At 68.3% G+C, this 16,224-nt stretch carries 13 protein-coding genes; 8 read left to right on the forward strand and 5 right to left on the reverse strand.

Features of this window, described 5'->3' with window-relative positions:
* Positions 1–47 precede the first annotated feature (47 nt).
* Complete coding sequence (trxB, locus tag ABIA71_RS05060; RefSeq protein WP_354283630.1) at positions 48–1,019, reverse strand: thioredoxin-disulfide reductase; 972 nt, start codon at positions 1,017–1,019, stop codon at positions 48–50.
* Between the two features lie 268 nt (positions 1,020–1,287).
* Here trxB and ABIA71_RS05065 point away from each other — a divergent pair, with 268 nt between their 5' ends.
* The 6 genes from ABIA71_RS05065 to ABIA71_RS05090 all read left to right on the forward strand — a co-directional run bounded on the left by ABIA71_RS05065 (position 1,288) and on the right by ABIA71_RS05090 (position 8,843).
* Positions 1,288–3,654: a DNA translocase FtsK gene (locus ABIA71_RS05065; protein WP_038688381.1), complete on the forward strand. Its 2,367-nt coding sequence runs from the start codon at positions 1,288–1,290 to the stop codon at positions 3,652–3,654.
* Between the two features lie 114 nt (positions 3,655–3,768).
* Positions 3,769–5,724: a DUF3857 domain-containing transglutaminase family protein gene (locus ABIA71_RS05070; RefSeq protein ID WP_354283633.1), complete on the forward strand. Its 1,956-nt coding sequence runs from the start codon at positions 3,769–3,771 to the stop codon at positions 5,722–5,724.
* 116 nt (positions 5,725–5,840) lie between these two features.
* Complete coding sequence (gene lolA, locus ABIA71_RS05075; RefSeq protein WP_354283635.1) at positions 5,841–6,479, forward strand: outer membrane lipoprotein periplasmic chaperone LolA; 639 nt, start codon at positions 5,841–5,843, stop codon at positions 6,477–6,479.
* A 303-nt stretch (positions 6,480–6,782) separates the two neighbouring features.
* On the forward strand, positions 6,783–8,084 hold the full coding sequence (locus tag ABIA71_RS05080) for a replication-associated recombination protein A (RefSeq protein ID WP_354283637.1): 1,302 nt from the start codon (positions 6,783–6,785) through the stop codon (positions 8,082–8,084).
* Positions 8,084–8,482 (forward strand): fluoride efflux transporter CrcB, encoded by a 399-nt coding sequence (crcB, locus tag ABIA71_RS05085; RefSeq protein WP_128097962.1) that lies wholly within the window; start codon positions 8,084–8,086, stop codon positions 8,480–8,482. The genes ABIA71_RS05080 and crcB overlap by 1 nt, the downstream gene beginning before the upstream one ends.
* An 88-nt stretch (positions 8,483–8,570) precedes the next feature.
* Positions 8,571–8,843, forward strand: coding sequence for a hypothetical protein (locus tag ABIA71_RS05090; RefSeq protein WP_038688374.1), 273 nt, complete (start codon positions 8,571–8,573; stop codon positions 8,841–8,843).
* On the opposite strand, the gene ABIA71_RS05095 is transcribed toward ABIA71_RS05090, so the two are convergent.
* The 4 genes from ABIA71_RS05095 to ABIA71_RS05110 form a co-directional block, all read right to left on the reverse strand.
* Positions 8,836–11,136, reverse strand: coding sequence for an ATP-binding protein (locus ABIA71_RS05095; protein WP_354283639.1), 2,301 nt, complete (start codon positions 11,134–11,136; stop codon positions 8,836–8,838). The two genes, ABIA71_RS05090 and ABIA71_RS05095, sit on opposite strands and share 8 nt — an antisense overlap.
* On the reverse strand, positions 11,133–11,759 hold the full coding sequence (locus tag ABIA71_RS05100) for a response regulator (RefSeq protein WP_354283641.1): 627 nt from the start codon (positions 11,757–11,759) through the stop codon (positions 11,133–11,135). Before ABIA71_RS05100 ends, ABIA71_RS05095 begins: the two co-directional genes overlap by 4 nt.
* 192 nt (positions 11,760–11,951) lie before the next feature.
* Complete coding sequence (locus ABIA71_RS05105; protein ID WP_354283643.1) at positions 11,952–12,833, reverse strand: LysR substrate-binding domain-containing protein; 882 nt, start codon at positions 12,831–12,833, stop codon at positions 11,952–11,954.
* Positions 12,834–12,903: 70 nt separating this feature from the next.
* Complete coding sequence (locus tag ABIA71_RS05110) at positions 12,904–13,872, reverse strand: helix-turn-helix transcriptional regulator (protein ID WP_354283645.1); 969 nt, start codon at positions 13,870–13,872, stop codon at positions 12,904–12,906.
* A gap of 121 nt (positions 13,873–13,993) precedes the next feature.
* Here ABIA71_RS05110 and ABIA71_RS05115 point away from each other — a divergent pair, with 121 nt between their 5' ends.
* Together ABIA71_RS05115 and ABIA71_RS05120 are read left to right on the forward strand one after the other, a co-directional pair.
* Positions 13,994–14,599: a glutathione S-transferase family protein gene (locus ABIA71_RS05115; protein WP_354283647.1), complete on the forward strand. Its 606-nt coding sequence runs from the start codon at positions 13,994–13,996 to the stop codon at positions 14,597–14,599.
* Between the two features lie 138 nt (positions 14,600–14,737).
* Positions 14,738–16,183: an amidohydrolase family protein gene (locus ABIA71_RS05120; protein ID WP_354283649.1), complete on the forward strand. Its 1,446-nt coding sequence runs from the start codon at positions 14,738–14,740 to the stop codon at positions 16,181–16,183.
* The last annotated feature ends 41 nt before the right edge of the window (positions 16,184–16,224 follow it).

Here is a 16,224-nt window from a genome sequence, read left to right on the forward strand (position 1 = left end):
CGACGCTTCCGCGCCGGCCTTCTCCTTTGAAGCGGCTGGGGCCCGACTCAGCTGGCCATGCCCTTCGCGTCCAGGTAGCGCTCGGCGTCCAGCGCGGCCATGCAGCCGAAGCCGGCCGAGGTGATCGCCTGGCGGTAGTGCTGGTCGGCGACGTCGCCGGCGGCGAACACGCCTTCCACCGAGGTCTGGGTGGCATTGCCGCCCAGGCCCGAGCGGATGTCCAGATAGCCGTTGTTCATGGTCAGTTGACCCTCGAACAGGCTGGTGTTGGGGTGGTGGCCGATGGCCACGAAGAAGCCGTGGGCCTCGATGTCGCGGGTGCTGCCGTCCAGGGTCGACTTCACGCGCACGCCGGTGACACCGGCTTCGTTGCCCAGCACTTCGTCCACCTGGTGGTGCCACACGGTCTCGATCTTGCCCGCGGCAACCTTGGCGAACAGCTTGTCCTGCATGATCTTTTCCGCCTTGAGGGTGTCGCGACGGTGGACCAGGTAGACCTTGCGGGCGATGTTGGACAGGTACAGCGCCTCTTCCACGGCAGTGTTGCCGCCGCCGACCACGACCACGTCCTGGTCACGGTAGAAGAAGCCGTCGCAGGTGGCGCAGGCGGACACGCCGCGGCCCTTGAATTCCTCTTCAGTCGGAATGCCCAGGTACTTGGCGGTGGCGCCGGTGGCGATGATCAGCGCGTCGCAGGTGTACTCGGCGCTGTCGCCGATCAGCCGGAACGGCCGCTGGGCCAGGTCGGCGGTGTGGATGTGGTCGAAGATCACCTCGGTCTCGAAGCGCTCGGCGTGGGCCTGCATGCGCGCCATCAGGTCCGGACCCATCAGGCCATGTGCATCGCCCGGCCAGTTGTCCACTTCGGTGGTGGTCATCAGCTGGCCACCCTGCTGCAGGCCGGTGATGACCACCGGCTTGAGGTTGGCGCGGGCGGCGTAGACGGCGGCGGTCCAGCCGGCCGGGCCGGAGCCGAGGATGACGAGCTTCTGGTGGCGGGAGGGCGTGGAATTGCTCATGTAGACTCGCGTAAAGGTGATGGGGTGGGGCGCCGGCGGTGCATTGCGGGACGTCCGGGACAGGTCATAGAGTGGCGGCAGGGGCAGGGCGATTCAAGGTGAACGGTGGAACGGTGGAACCTGCAGGGCGTGTGGCGGGTCCCCGTGCCGGAGTTTTGACACGGGCCGGGCCTTGCGCGCGTGCCCACCCGTGGCCGAGACCTACCGGGGTGCCTGCCAGTCGTTTATTATCAAGCACTAACAGTGCATTCCCAAGGTGTGGTCTAAGGTGGCGAAGCAGCTCCCGGAACGGTCCAAGTCTCCCGACAGCAAACCGTCGCGCAAAGCGGCAGCCGCGCCTGCGCCTGCCGACAATCCGCGTCGCCAACGGCTGTGGCGCGACCTCGGCCTGATCGCGATCGCCCCGGCGCTGCTCTATCTGGTGGCCAGTCTGTTCACCTATTCGGCCGCCGATCCGGGCTGGTCGCATACCGGCAGCGTGGTGGCCCCGGTGCACAACATGGGCGGCCGCGTGGGCGCCTGGATCGCCGATGTGCTGCTGCAGCTGTTCGGCTACATCGCCTTCGTGCTGCCGATCGTGCTCGGCGCATTGGCCTGGATCGCGATGTTCGGCCTCAAGCGCGAGAGCAAGGGCGAGCATGACCTGGACCCGGCGCTGCGCCTGGTTGGCCTGGTCGGCTTCCTGATCGCCGGCACCGGCTTCCTGCACGTGCGGCTGTTCACCGGCGATGTGGCCCATGCCGGTGGCATTCTCGGGCGGCTGGTGGGCAACTCGCTCAGTGCCGGTTTCGGCGCGCTCGGCGCGAACCTGTTCGTGCTGGTGCTGCTGCTGGCCTCGATCACCCTGGCCACCGGCATCTCCTGGTTCGTGGTGATGGAGAAGATCGGACGCTGGGTGCTGGCGCTGCCGCCGCTGTTCAACAAGAAGAAAGAGCAGGCCACCGAGTGGCAGCAGACCCGCGCCATGCGCGAGGAGCGCCAGGAAGTGCGCAAGGTCGATGCCGAGGTGCGTGCCAAGCGCGAGCCGGTCAAGATCGAGCCGCGTCCCGAGCCGGTGCTGGAAAAGAGTGACCGTGCCAAGCGCGAGACCCAGATTCCCATGTTCCGCGGCGTCAACGGCGATGGCTCGGACCTGCCGCCGCTGGCGCTGCTGGACGATCCCAAGCCGCAGCCCAAGGGCTACGACGAGGACACCCTGGAAACCCTGTCGCGGCAGATCGAGTTCAAGCTCAAGGACTTCCGCATCGAGGCACAGGTGGTGGGCGCGTACCCGGGCCCGGTGATCACCCGCTTCGAGATCGAACCGGCACCGGGCATCAAGGTCAGCCAGATCAGCTCGCTGGACAAGGACATCGCGCGCGGGCTGTCGGTCAAGTCGGTGCGCGTGGTCGATGTGATTCCGGGCAAGTCAGTGGTCGGCCTGGAAATCCCCAACGTCACCCGCGAGATGATCTACCTGTCCGAACTGCTGCGCTCCAAGGAGTACGACAAGTCGGCCAGCCCGCTGACCCTGGCGCTGGGCAAGGACATCGCCGGGCGCCCGACCGTGGCTGATCTGGCGCGCATGCCGCACCTGCTGGTGGCCGGTACCACCGGTTCGGGCAAGTCGGTGGCGGTCAACGCCATGGTGCTGAGCCTGCTCTACAAGGCCTCGCCGAAAGACCTGCGGATGCTGATGATCGACCCGAAGATGCTCGAACTGAGCGTCTACCAGGGCATCCCGCACCTGTTGGCACCGGTGGTGACCGACATGAAGGAAGCCGCCAACGGCCTGCGCTGGTGCGTGGCCGAAATGGAGCGGCGCTACAAGTTGATGAGCGCGGTGGGCGTGCGCAACCTGGCCGGCTTCAACAAGAAGGTCAAGGATGCCGAGGATGCCGGGCAGCCGATGATGGACCCGCTATTCAAGCCGAACCCGGAACTGGGCGAAGCCCCGCGCCCGCTGGAAACGCTGCCGTTCATCGTGATCTTCATCGACGAATTCGCCGACATGATGATGATCGTCGGCAAGAAGGTCGAAGAGCTGATCGCACGCCTGGCGCAGAAGGCGCGTGCAGCCGGCATCCACCTGATCCTGGCCACCCAGCGCCCGTCGGTGGACGTGATCACCGGTCTGATCAAGGCCAACATTCCCACCCGCATCGGCTTCCAGGTCAGCTCCAAGATCGATTCGCGCACCATCCTGGACCAGTCCGGCGCCGAAACGCTGCTGGGCCACGGCGACATGCTGTACCTGCCGCCCGGCACCGCGCTGCCGGATCGTGTGCACGGCGCGTTCGTGTCCGACGAGGAAGTGCATCGCGTGGTCGAGCACCTCAAGGCCAGCGGCCCGGCCGACTACATCAGCGGCGTCCTGGACGAAGTGCAGATGATGGGCGACGGCGTGGTGGTGGGCGCCGGTGGCCTGCCCGAAGCCAGCAGCAGTGCCGGCGACGAGTCCGACCCGCTGTACGACGAAGCGCTGCGCATCGTCACCGAGACCCGTCGCGCCTCGATCTCCGGCGTGCAGCGCCGGCTCAAGATCGGCTACAACCGCGCCGCGCGCCTCATCGAAGCGATGGAAATGGCCGGCGTGGTCAGTCCGCCCGAACACAATGGCGACCGCAGCGTGCTGGCGCCGCCGCCACCCAAGTAACGCCGGGCTCTGCCCGGCCGGTCCACCGGGGCGCTACCCGGCGGGTCATCACCCGGCGACACCCGGCACTCTTCGCCGGGCACCTGTCACCGGCACCCCTCCCAAGGAAGCGCAATGAAGCGGATGGTCTGGTTGATGGTGGGCGGGCTGGCGCTGACGGCGGCCACCGCGCATGCCGATGTGACGCCGGCAGTGCCGGCCGCGTCTCCGGCGGCAGCCGCGCCAGGGGAGCAGGGCACCGACGCGCAGGCCAGCAACAACTTCAGTTTCGTGCGCTATCGCGCCGACTATGCCGTGCGCCCCGATGCGGGCAACGTGCAGACCGAAGAGTACGAGATCCTGCTCAAGACCAAGGCGGCCGTCGAGCAGTTCAGCCAGGTGCGCCTGAGCTACAGCGAGAAGATGGAGACGCTGGACGTGCTGGCGGCGTATACGTTGACCGCCGATGGCCAGCGCCGCGACGTGCCAGCCGATCGCATCTACACCCAGGAAAGCTACTCCAGCGCGGCCGCGGCCATGTATGCCGACCGCAAGGTGCGGGTGGTGGTGTTTCCCAACCTGGCCCCCGGCACGCGGGTGGTGTACCAGACCCGGCGCACGCAGAACACGCCCTATTTCCCCGGCTATTTCGGCCTGTGGGAAACCTTCAGCGTGTTCACCCAGTACGACGATGCCCGGGTGACGCTGTCGGCGCCGGCCAGCATGCCGATGCTGGTGCAGCAGCGCGGCGTGCAGGGCAGTGACACCCCCACGATCCGTGACGGGCAGGCGCACTGGGAATGGCAGTACCAGCGGCGCACGCCGATGCAGGCCCAGAACTGGTCGGCAGCCGCCTGGGAGTTCAGCCCGACCATCATGGCCAGCACCTACCGCGACTGGGCCCAGGTGGCCCGCGCCTACCAGCTCAAGGGCGGCGAGGCGGCGAAAGTGACGCCCGGCATCCAGGCGCTGGCGGACCAGGTCACCGCCGGTATCGACGACCGCCGCGAGCAGGCCGCCGCACTGTATCGGTGGGTGTCCCAGAACATCCGCTACGTGGCGGTGTACCTGGGCAACGGCGGGTTGGAGCCGAACCCGGCGCAGAGCATCCTCGACAACCACTACGGCGACTGCAAGGACCACGTGGTGATCCTGGAAGCGCTGCTGGCGGCGCGCGGCATCCAGAGTACGCCGGTGCTGATCGGCGCCGGCGGCGGGCCGACCCTGCCGGCGATTCCGCTGCTGGGGCGCTTCAATCACGCCATTACCTACATCCCCGAGTTCGACCTGTACCTGGATTCCACCAGCGCCTACGCGCGCTTTGGCCAGTTGCCCGACGGCGACCTGGGCGCGCCGGTACTGCTGACCCGCCAGGCAACCGTGGCGCGTACGCCGGAAAACGATGCGTCGCGCAACGGCAACGGGCTGGAGGTGGGCTTCCGCTTCGATGCGGCCGGCAACCTGAGCGGGCAGACGGTGCAGCAGCCCAGCGAAATCAGCGAGATCGGCATGCGCGGCTCCTTCGCCCGGCTCAACGCGCAGAACCGCGCCCGGGTGGAGGAGTCGATCATGGCCTCGTCCGGGTTCGACGGCAGTGGCACGTTGACCCTGCTCGGTGATCCGCAGGACCTCACCCGGCCGTTCAACTACCGGTACGACTTCCATGCCAGCGACTACGTGGACTTCGGTGCGGTGGGCGGCATGCCGCTGCCGGATGCGCCCGGGGGCGAGTCGTTCCGTGACATCTACACCACCACCTCGGCACCGACCAACGACACCCCGTTCTACTGCACCGACAGCCTGCGCGAGGAAACCTACCGGCTGCAGTTCCCGGCCGGCGTGCCGATCGTGGCGATCCCGCGCGGCCAGCAGTTCCGCAACGCCGCCGGTGAGTACCGGCTGGACTGGACCCGCGACGGCCAGGTCATCACCGCCCGCCATCGCCTGCACCAGCGCGCGGTGCGCGGGCCGCAGGCGCTGTGCGAGGCGCGGGATTACCCGGCCTTCCGCGCGCTCTATCAGCAGGTCCGGCGCGGGTTCCGTGGCCAGGTGGTGTACGGCGACCTGAAGACCGTGCAGGTCAGCCCCTGACCATGTGTCGCCGGTAGGCGGGGCGCGACGGCGCGGCGCATACTATCCCTGATCGCCCATTCAGGTTTGGCTGGGCACACTTCACTTCATCCTTCCCATCTGTTCGGATACCGCGCATGCACACCACTTTCCGTCGCTACCTGGTTGCCGCCACCCTGGTCATGGCCAGCGTGGGCTCAGCGTCTGCCTGGGCCGGCGCCCGTGATGAGCTCAACCGCTTCACCCAGGGGCTGAAGGGCCTGGATGGGCAGTTCAGCCAGCAGGTGTTCGACAGCAAGGGCAAGGTCAAGGAAAACACCAGCGGCCGCGTCGCGCTGTCGGCGCCGCGCCTGTTCCGCTGGGAATACATCAAGCCGCACGAGCAGCTGATCGTGGCCGATGGCAAGAAGGTCTGGGTGTATGAAAAGGACCTGGAGCAGGCCACGGTCCGTGCGCAGGGCGCCGAGGAGCAGAACAGCCCGCTCACCGCGCTGATCAACCCGGCATTGCTGGACAAGCAGTACGACGTCAGTGAGGAAGCGGCCGCTCGTGACGGTCTGCAGTGGCTGGCCCTGAGCCCCAAGCGCGAGACCGATACCGCCTTCCAGTACGCCGCGCTGGGCTTCAATGCGCAGGGCCTGGCCCGGATGGAAGTGGTGGATGCGGTGGGTCAGCGCACGGTGATCACCTTCACCGGCTGGAAGCGCAACCCGTCCTTCGCCGCGGGCACCTTCAGCTTTGCGCCGCCCAAGGGCACCGACGTCATCGGCGAGTAGAGCCGGGCTCTGCCCGGCTGCGGCCACGGCCGCGTCCATCCGCGCGATTGCATCCCGTAGCTCTGGGCTCTGCCCGGCTGCGGCCACGCCGCACGATCAACGGCAGCCGGGCAGAGCCCGGCGCTACGGGCTGCCACGCCCATCCGCGCGATCAACGGCGGCCGGGCAGAGCCCGGCGCTACGGGCTGCCTCCGTCGTTGGCGCGGCGGCCAGTCGCACGTCGGGCCACGGTAGAATAGGTGCGTGGCCAGAAATCGAACGACATTCAATGGGCCCGATCTACTGACCGTGGATCGGGACAACATGCGTCCGCTCGCCGAGCGGATGCGCCCGCAGACGCTGGACGAGATGGTGGGGCAGAAGCGCCTGCTCGCGCCGGGCAGTGCATTGCGCCGCGCGGTCGAATCCGGGCATGTGCACTCGATGATCCTGTGGGGGCCGCCGGGCTGCGGCAAGACCACCCTGGCGCTGCTGCTGGCGCATTACGCCGATGCCGAGTTCCGCGCCATCTCGGCGGTGCTGTCCGGGCTGCCCGAGGTGCGTCAGGTGCTGGCCGAAGCAGCGCAGCGGTTCGCCGAGGGGCGCCGCACGGTGCTGTTCGTGGACGAGGTGCACCGCTTCAACAAGGCCCAGCAGGATGCGTTCCTGCCGCACATCGAGCGCGGCACCATCGTGTTCGTCGGCGCCACCACCGAAAACCCGTCTTTCGAGCTGAACTCCGCGCTGCTGTCGCGTTGCCGCGTGCATGTGCTGGAAGCGGTGTCGCCGGCCGATATCGTGGAGGCGCTGGAACGCGCGCTGGGCGATACCGAGCGTGGGCTGGCGGCCGATCCGGTGCAGGTGGCGGCCGAGTCGCTGCTGGAAATCGCCACGGCCGCCGACGGCGACGTGCGCCGCGCACTGACCCTGCTCGAAATCGCCGCGGAACTGGCCGGTGGCGACGGCGGCAGTATCACGCCGGAAATGTTGCAGCAGGTGCTGGCCGACCGCACGCGGCGGTTCGACAAGGGCGGCGAACAGTTCTACGACCAGATTTCGGCGCTGCACAAATCCGTGCGCAGCTCCAACCCCGACGCCGCGCTGTACTGGCTGACGCGCATGTTGGACGGTGGCTGCGACCCGTCCTACCTGGCCAGGCGCCTGACCCGCATGGCGATCGAGGATATCGGCCTGGCCGACCCGCGCGCGCAGTCGATGGCGTTGGAAGCCTGGGACATCTACGAGCGGCTGGGCAGTCCGGAGGGTGAACTGGCCTTCGCCCAGCTGGTGCTGTACCTGGCCAGCACCGCCAAGTCCAATGCCGGCTATGCCGCCTTCAACCAGGCCAAGGCCGACGTCCGCCAAAGCGGCACCGAAGAAGTGCCCCTGCATCTGCGCAATGCGCCGACCAAGCTGATGAAGAATCTGGGTTATGGCGCGGAGTACCAGTACGACCACGATGTGGAGGGCGGCATTGCACTGGATCAGACCGGCTTCCCGGATGCACTGGGCGAGCGCGTGTACTACCAACCGGTGGCGCGCGGGCTGGAAATCAAGCTGAAGGAGAAGCTGGACCGGCTGCGTGCCGCGCGCGAACAGGCGCGCGCCGACAAGAGTGGGAAGTGATGGACGGTCTTACCCTCTGGTGGCAGCAGTTGGGGCTGGTGATGGCCGGCGGCGCGCTGGGCGCAGCGCTGCGCTTCATGATCGGCGACGCGATGCTGCGTCAGTTCGGCAGCGGGTTCCCGTGGGGAACCTTGACCGCCAACCTGGTGGGCGCCTTTGCCGCCGGGTACCTGATGATGTGGCTGCAGAGCCGCGGCAGCCAGGCGGCGTACTGGCGCGCGTTCCTGATCGTGGGCCTGTTGGGCGGGCTGACCACGTTCTCGGCCCTGATGATGGAAACGCTGGTGTTCGCCCGTGCCGGTCGCGGCGCGATGGTGCCGCTGTATCTGGGCGTCACCCTGGTCGGCGGAATGCTGCTGGTGTGGCTGGGCGCGCGCCTTGCCGAAGCGGCGCGCTGAAGGCAAAACGCAGAAAACCGCGCAAAAGGCTGGATTAAAGTGATGTCTCACGATATCGTGCGCGCCCCCGTTTGCATCTTCGTCCGTCATGCGCGATGAACAAGACCCCGGCACCCTGGAGCTGATGCTGCCGCGCAAGCGCGGCCGTCCGCCCACGTTCGGCTATGCGATGACCGATGCACAACGCGCGGCACGCTACCGTGCGCGTCGCGCCGGCCAGGCCGATCACGCCGATGTGCGCAGCTGCAGCGACATGGTGCTGCTGGACAAGATCCGCGCGGCGATCAGCAGCAAGGACCCGGAGTTGACCGGGTTCCTGGTGCATGTGCTGTGGCAGCGTTACCCCTTGCAGCTCAAGTAAGGCGCTCACGCGCCAGTACGCTCGCGTGCGTGCGCAGGTGAGCCAGCAGCCGGTCCGCTTCGTCCCAGTCGGCGGGCGCATCCAACGGCAGTTCGTGCAGGTCTGCGGCGGTATCGGCCAGCGCCTCGCGCCCCAGCATGCGCAACACCCCGGCCAGCCGATGTGCATGCCGGCGCAGTGCAGTGCCCTGTTGCTGGTCGCGCGCCTGCTCAAGCGCCGCCAGCTCCTCCTGCAGGGAGTGCATATACGGCGCCCACATCGGGTCGTCGTTGTCCACGGCCTGGCTGCCGCCTGACGCCGGCGCCACCTCCACATCCAGTACTGCCAGCAGCTGCGCGGGGTCCAGTGGCTTGTACAACACCGCGTCCATGCCACTGGCACGGCAACGCTGCACATGCGCCGGCGAGCTGGACCCGGAGAACGCCAACAGGCGTGCCGGCGGGCCGGGCTGCAACGCCTCGTTGGCGCGCAGCCGCGTGGCCAGCTGGTAGCCACTCATATCCTTCAGGTCGCAGTCGATCAGTACCACCGTGCTGGGCGCGGCCTGCTGCATGCGCAGGGCGCTGGCACCGTCGGCGCAGGCCTGTACCGTGGCACCGAGCGCGCGCAGCTGCCGGGCAACGAAGGTGCGGGTCAGCAGGTGGTCTTCGACCAGCAGCAGGGTGCGGCCGGCCAGTGGGGCGGGGGGTGCGTCCGGCAACGGGGGTGGCATGCAGGTGGGCAGCCAGACGTCGAATCGACTGCCGTGGCCGGGCGTGCTGTGCAGTGCGATCCGACCCTGCAGGGCCGCCACCAGATCCCGGCAGATCGACAGGCCCAGCCCGGTGCCGCTCGCGTCGGCGGCGTTGTCCGCATGGCCCTGCGCAAAGGGCTTGAATACGTTGGCCTGGCGTTCGGCAGGAATGCCGATGCCGGTGTCGCTGATGGTCAGCTGCAGTTCGGTGCCATTGGCCCGTTGCTGCACCGACAGGTCCACGTCGATGCTGCCCTCTGTGGTGAATTTCAGTGCATTGCCCAGCAGGTTGTTCACAATCTGGCGGAGGGCGGCGGCGTCGATCCAGAGCGGCGGCAAGGGGTCCGGGCGCAGCTGCAGGTGCAGTTGCAAGCCCTTGGCGTGGGCGCTCGGGTACACCGCGGCGATGCAGTCGCTGGCCAGCTGCTGCACGTCGTGCCAGTCCGGTGCGGGCTGGAACTGACCGGCGGCCATCCGCGAATAGTCCAGCGCATGGCCCAGCAGGTGGCGCAGGCCTGTGCCGGCGGCACGCGCGGCGTTGACCAGCTGGCGTTGGCCCGGGTCCAGGCCGGATTGACTCAGCAGGTCCACCGACGCCACCAGTGCCTGCGCGGCGTTGCGCACCTCGTGGCTCATCACGCCGATGAAGCGCGCCTGCCGGCGCTCGTTGCGCTGCGCGGACTGCTGGGTGCGCAGCAGCCAGAAAGCGGAGGCCAGCAGCAACGACAGCAGGGCGCCGGCAGTGAGGGCCTGCCACTGGTAGTGCCGGATCAGGGTGCCCAGCGGTGGAATGCTGAGGTAGGTGGTGCGGGCCAGGCGTTGCAAGACCTGGGCGTGTTGCTGCGGGGTGATCGCCTGCATCGCCGCATCGATCTCATCGATCATCGCGTTATCGGTGCGGCGCGCCACCAGGTGGATCGAGGCGGGCAGGTCGTCCGGGGCGCTGTGCAGCAGCAGCGTGTCGAACTCGCGGCGCACCAGCGGTCGCATCAGTACGTCCAGCCCGAGCGCGGCGTCGGTGACGCCGGTTTCCACCGCCGAGAGTGCATCGGGCAGGTCGGCCACCGCGATCACCTGCAGTTGCGGGTAGTGCCGGCTTAGCCAGCTGCCGTAGCGGCTGCCGCGGACCACGGCGATGCGATGCGCTGCGCCGTCGTCCAGCACCACTTGCGCCCGTTTGGCGTGCCGGCTGGCCAGCAATGCCTCGCCGCGGTAATAGGCTGGCGAGGCGGCCAGCGCGCAGGGCGGCTGCTCGGGCAGGCCGACCATCAGCATCAGGTCGGCGCGGTGGTCGCACAACGCCTGCACGGCCGCCCGGCTGGAGGGCTCCATGTGCTCGTTGAAGTGCAGCCCGGTCTGTTCCGTGACCAGCGCGGCGTAGCCGTGCGCCAGGCTGGCGTGGCGAGCGGGCATCGCCTCGCGCGCCAGCGTGCGGTACTGGCCTGGATCCAGCGCCACCCGCACCGTGCGTGGTGCGGCGGCGCCGTTGGCGTTCGCGTTCGCGGGCAGAGGCGCCGCCAGCAGCGCGATCACCAGCAGGCAGTGCCACGGCCCGGTCACAGCGGCGCCAGTTGCGGGCGCAGGGTGAACAGGTCGCGATCACTGCGCAGGCCCAGCTTGCGGAACGCGGCGTGCTTCTGGGTGCTGATGGTCTTGATGCTGCGATGGCGGTGCAGGGCGATCTCGCTCACGGTCAAGCCGGACAGGCACAAGCGCAGTACATCGCGTTCGCTGCGTGACAGGGTGGCATCGGGAAGTGCCGGGCCGAATTCGGCCGGCACCCTGCAGTGGCCCTTGGCCACCTGGGCAACCGCATCGGACAGGGCGTCCAGGCGCTCGGTCTTGGTCACCATGCCGGCCGCGCCGACGCGCAGCACCGCCGACAACAGCACGCGGCTGGCGTGGGCGGTGAACAGCAGCAGGCGGACCGCCGGAAAGCGGTCGCGCAGCAGTGTCAGCAGGTCGTTGCCGGCCAGGTCGTGGCCGGCCAGCGTGTAGTCGACCACCGCCACGTCCACCGGCGTTCGCGCCAGTGTGGCGATCAGGTCGTCACTGTGCGCGTGGCTGCCGACCACGTCGAAACGGGGGTCGGAGGAAAGGTGGACGAAGCTGCCGTGCCGGACAACATCGTGGTCGTCGAGCAGGGCGATCTTCAGGGTGCAGGGGGTGGCCTGTCCGCTCATGGGATCTGTTTGCTGTTGGACAAAGGAAAGCACGCGAGGGAGAGTGTTTCGGAATTCTCCCCGCTTGGTTGTGCGGCAATGCCCCTTCTGGGCGCATTTGCGACGATTCCTATGCCCAGTTCGCGAGCGCCGTCACTATCCGGGCCGTTCGCTCCCGGCGCGGGCATGTGCACGACATGCCGCCTGCATTGCTCAGCGACGCTCGCGATCAATCAGTCGCGCGAAGCGGGCGGCCAGCTCGGCCACCAACGGGTCGGCGCTGGGCCGATGCAGCAGGGCGATTTCCATGCTCTCAATCGGCGGCAGGCCATGACGCCGGGTGAGTACGCGATGGTCGCCGGTGGTCGCGCGCGCGGGCAGCAGGCTGATGCCCATGCCATCGGCCACCGCACCCTGGATGCCACTGAGGCTGGAACTGGTGAAGCTGATGCGCCAGCGGCGGCCCATGGCCTCGACGGCGGCGATCAGATCGTCGCGGTACAGCCCGAGCGGCGGAAAGGTCACCAGCGGGATCGGGTCCAGGTCGATGCAGGGGCTGCGGGCGCTGTCGATCCAGCGCATCGGCTCGGGCCAGCAGGCCACGGCCTGCCGGCTGTTACGGCGTTGCTTGATGAGCACCAGGTCCAGTTCGCCATGGTCGTAGCCGCTGGCCAGGTCGCGGCTCAAGCCACTGGTGACCTCCAGCTTCACCTGCGGGTGGCGGCGGTTGAAGCTGGCCAGCAGGCGCGTGGTGCGTGCATTGACGAAATCCTCCGGTACGCCAAGGCGCACGGTGATCGCCACGGTTGCCCCCGCCAGCGCCTCCAGCATCTGCTCGTTGAGGGCCAGCATCTGCCGCGCGATGCCGAGCAGGGTCTGTCCGGCATCGGTGGGGTGTACTTCACGGTTGCCGCGAACCAGCAGCGGATGCCCGGCCATGTCCTCCAGGCGGCGGATCTTCTGGCTGATCGTGGACTGGGTGGAATGCAGGCGCGCGGCCGCCGTGGTGAAGCTGCCGCAGTCGGCGACGGTAACGATGGCGCGCAGAAGGTCCAGATCGAACAGGCTGCGATGGGGTCTTGCGGGGGAAGCCACGGTGCCATCCACATCTGGCAGGGGCTGGAGTTCTAGCATGCCGCGGTGGGGGCGGCAAACCCGGCGCTGCTCAGTGGCCCGTGCGTGCCAGGCTGCGCGCCACCCGTTGCCCGGCGTCGCGCAGTTTGTGCTGCAGTTCCGGTGGACCCAGCACCTCGAACTCCAGGTCCAGCGCCATCAACCAGTACACGATGGCGCCCACCGGGTTGGCGCTACAGCGCAGCAGGCAACGCTGGGCGTCGAGCTGTTCCAGTTGTCCGGCCGCCTCGGGGATCTGTCGGCGCATGGCCGCCAACGGTGCGTGCAGGATGATCCGCGCCGGCTCACTGGTTTGGGCAAGCGACAGCGACTGGGTCACCCAGGTGCGCAGGTCGCCATCGCCCGGCCCCGCGCGCGGGCTGAAGTGCTCGCCGACCACCGGGGCGGCGGTGATGCGGTCGATGCGGAAGGTGCGCCAGTCCTGGCGGGTGGTGCACCAGGCCACCAGATACCAACGGCGCTCGGTATGCACCACGCCCTGCGGTTCCACGCGGCGCTGGCTGGGCTGGTCATTGCGGTCGGCGTAGGCCAGGTGCAGTTGCAGCTGGTCGCGGCAGGCACCGGCCAGCACGGCCAGCAGCCCGGCATCCACCACCGGGCCGGACGGTCCCAGCGGCAGGATCGCCGAGCCCAGCGCGTCCAGCCGTCGGCGCAGGCGCGGTGGCATGACCTGTTCGAGCTTGACCAGGGCGGTGATCGCGGTCTGCTCGATGCCGCTGACCGTGCCGGTCACCGCGGTGCGCAGGGCCACGGCAGTGGCCAGGGCTTCGTCGTCGTCCAGCAGCAGCGGGGGCAGGGCGCGCCCGGCCCGGAACGCGTACCCGCCGGCCACGCCGCTGCTGGCCTGGATCGGGTAGCCCAGCTGGCGCAGGCGGTCGATATCGCGGCGCAGCGTGCGCGGATGCACGCCGGTGCGCTCGGCCAGCGCAGTACCCGCCCAGTGTGGCCGCGATTGCAGCAGGGACAGCAGGCTGAGCAGGCGGGTCGAGGCGGTGAGCATGGCGGCAGTGTGCGCGACGGTCGCGGACAGAAGATGTCCGCAATGGTGGCTAGCCTGTGGGTGTGGTGCAAGGCCCCTGCGGCTGCACCGTCCCGCCCAGTCCAACTACACGGAGTTCCGCATGTCCCTCGTCTTCTATTGGCACCCCATGTCCAGTGCCACCCCTGTCGCCTGCGCCCTGGCCGAACTGGCCGTGCCCCACGAACGCGTCCGCATCGATATCCGCACCGGCGAACAGCGCACGGCCGAGTACCTGGCCATCAACCCCAATGGCAAGGTGCCGTGCCTGGTGGTTGATGGCACGCCGTTGTTCGAAGGCCTGGCCATTCTGCAGTGGCTGGGCGCGCAGCATGGCGTGGCGCAGGGGCTGTGGCCGCAGGACGGCACGCCCGAACGCCTGGAGGCGCTGTCGTGGACCACCTGGGCCTACGTGACCTATGCCGCGCTGTTGAACCGGCTGTGGCTGGCCACCCGCGACGAGGCGTTGCGCAGCCATGAGCACGCCGCTGCGGCACTGGCCGGGGTCAACGAGCTGCTGGATCTGTTGGAGGCGCGGCTGGCAGGGCGCGAATGGATGCTGGGCGAGACGTACTCGCTGGTCGATCTGGTGGTGGGGTCGGTGGTGGGCTACGGCGTTTACTTCGGTGCCGACGTCGAGGCGCATCCGCAGGTCAAGCAGTGGTTGGGACAGCTGCAGGCCCGTCCGGCGATGCAGGGCGAAGTCTAAGGTTGCCGGCACTGCCCGGCGCGCACGCTGCCGGGCAGTGCATTCGATTGCTGCATGTCGGGCATGCCGAGATTTAACTGGTGCATGCCCGCGCCAGCGCCGTATGGTGGGCCGGTCTTCCCTGATCGTGCTCCGTCCATGAAACCTTCGCTGTGTGCCGTGCTTCCGACCCTGTTGATGCTGGCCGCGCCGGCGTTCTCCGCCGAGCAGGCCGATCTGATCATCCGCCAGGCCACGGTGGTCGATGTGGAGCACGCCCGCACCCAGGCCAACCAGAGCGTGGTGGTGCGCGGCGCCGATATCGTCGCCGTCGGCGAGGACAAGGCGATCGCACGGCAGTGGCGCGCGCCGCGCCAGGTGGAGGCCAAGGGCCGGTATCTGATTCCCGGGCTGTGGGACATGCACGTGCATTTCGGTGGCGGTCCGGAACTGATCGAAGAGAACAAGGCGCTGCTGCCGCTGTACATCGCCCATGGCATCACCACCATCCGGGACGCCTCCGGCGACTTGCCAACGCAGGTGCTGCAATGGCGGGGGCAGATCCGTGACGGCAGCCTGATGGGGCCGCAGCTGTTTACCTCCGGCGCCAAGATCGAAGGGGTGAAGCCGGTCTGGAAGGGCACCATCGAGGTCGGCAACCAGGCCGATCTGGATGCGGCCTTCGTGCGGCTGAAGCAGGACAAGGTCGATTTCGTCAAAATCACCGACAGCACGCTGACCCCGGACCTGTTCCTGGCGGCGGTGCGTGGCGCGCGTGCCAACGGGCTGCGTGCCTCGGGCCACATTCCAATGGCGTTGACGGTGCAGCAGGCGGTGGACGCTGGTATCAGCTCCATCGAACACCTGGACTATGCGTACAAGGCCGGGGTCAGGAACGAAGCGGAGATTGCAGCGGCCTTCGCGGACAAGCGCATCGATCGTGCCGAAGCCAACCGGCAGCTGGACGCCGGCTTCGACCCGGCCACGGCGATGGCGGCCTACCGCGGTTTCGCGGCCAAGGGCGTGTACGTCACGCCCACGCTCAACGGCGGGCGCATCCTGGATTTCCTCGACCAGGATGACCATGCCAACGATCCGTACCTGGCCTACATCGGTCCCAAGCTGCAGGCGACCTATGCCTGGCGCGTCGAGCGTGCGGCCAAGGCGACGCCGGCGCAGATCGAGGCGCGCCATCGCGAGTATCACCAGGTGGCCGCGGTGCTGCCGATGCTGCAGCAGGCCGGCGTCACGATCATGGCCGGCACCGATGCCGGCTTCCTCAATTCGTTCAACTATCCCGGCATTGGCCTGCACGACGAACTGCGCCTGTTCGTGACCGAAGGGTTGACCCCCGCGCAGGCATTGTCGGCGGCAACGCGGGCAGGGCCGTCGTGGTTCGGGCTGCTGGATCGCTACGGCGGCATCGCGGCGGGCAAGGCGGCCGACATGGTGCTGTTGGACGCCAACCCGCTGCAGGACATCAACGCCACCCGCCGCATCGACACCGTGCTGCTGCGTGGCCAGGTGTACGACCGCAAGGCACTGGATGCGATGCTGGAACAGACCCGGGCCAAAGTAGCGGCGTGGCACGCGGCAGCGAAGTGAGTGCGTCGCCCCGGCAGTGACTGGCCGGGGCGGCCTGACCC

Source organism: Stenotrophomonas sp. 2619 (assembly GCF_040548725.1).
Classification (GTDB): Bacteria; Pseudomonadota; Gammaproteobacteria; order Xanthomonadales; family Xanthomonadaceae; genus Stenotrophomonas; species Stenotrophomonas maltophilia_AP.